Annotated in this window: 2 protein-coding genes; both read right to left on the reverse strand. The window is 70.8% G+C overall.

Going from position 1 to position 1,077, the window contains the following annotated elements:
* On the reverse strand, window positions 1–451 hold a 451-nt coding region (locus D7Y15_RS43600; protein WP_121756228.1), incomplete at its 3' end, for a hypothetical protein.
* 8 nt (window positions 452–459) lie between these two features.
* Window positions 460–1,077, reverse strand: a 618-nt coding sequence (locus D7Y15_RS45080) for a Hint domain-containing protein (RefSeq protein ID WP_368667437.1), incomplete at its 5' end; no start/stop codon positions are given.

The following is a 1,077-nucleotide window of genomic DNA, read 5'->3' on the forward strand; positions in this document are numbered from 1 at the left end:
CGAAGGCATTCGCCTGCCACTCGCGGACGAGCCCCTCGCCGCGCTGGAGCAGCCAGGGCCGTCCCCGTGCGGTCCGCTGCTCCAGCATGTACTTCTCGAACTCGGCCACCGCCTCCTCGAAGGTGGCGAGCGGGTTGTGGACGAGCCAGTCGTAGCCCTTGTCCTTCGCGTAGAAGCGCTCGTCCTGGGCCGCCATCTCCACGGTGGAGTACTTCCCCCAGTCGTCGCTGCTGCCCGGGGCCGCGCCCCCGGACTCCAGTTGGAGCAGCTCCTGCTCCAGCGCCGTCCTCTTCACCAGCGTGGCGGAGTTCACCTCCGCAGCTGCGCGCGACAGCGCGGCCGACGCGTCAAGCTGCCCCTTGATACGGGCGATCTCCAGCCGCAGGTCCCGCTTCCGGGCCTCCTTGGCATTGATGAGGTAGACGTCGCTCTGCGTGAGGGTGGGCTGCATGCGAACTCCTAGATGGGCTGCTTGATGTTGTGGCTGAGGAGGCCCGCGGACTCGTACGTCCGTGCCCCGTGCACAGTGAGCTTCACGACGGCGCCCTCCCCTTCCGGCGCCACGAGGCGCACAAGCCCCGGGCGCAGGCCCTCCAGCAACTCGCCGGGACGCAGCGTGCGCACCTGCGTCCAGCCTGCGAAGCGTCTGTAGACGAGGTGGTTGGGCGTCGCCACCAGGACGCGGCCGTCCATGAGCTCCACGCGCCAGCGCGCGGCGCGATGGCTGGAGGCGGCCGTCACTTCGAAGACGCCCACGCGGCGCGTGTCCTCGTGCTGGGTGAGGACGCGCATGCCAGGGCGCAGGGACGCCGCGGGCACCTCCTGCCCGTCCTCCAGGGTGATGGGCGTCTCGGGAGCGACGCATGTGCCGCCCGTCCCACCGGAGCCGCCACCTCCGCCGCCCGACGGCGCTCCGCTGAAGGGCGAGGCCGTGGACTTCGCGAAGTTGACGCCCAGCCCGGCGTTGTAGACGGGCGAGAACCACATGGAGGCGCTCACACCGTAGACGCCGTGCACCTCGCAGAGGAGCGCGACGTACTCCCCCAGGTTCTGCCCCCAGAGTCCCGCGAGGGCCGC

This window comes from Corallococcus sp. AB030, assembly GCF_003668965.1.
GTDB lineage: Bacteria > Myxococcota > Myxococcia > Myxococcales > Myxococcaceae > Corallococcus > Corallococcus exiguus.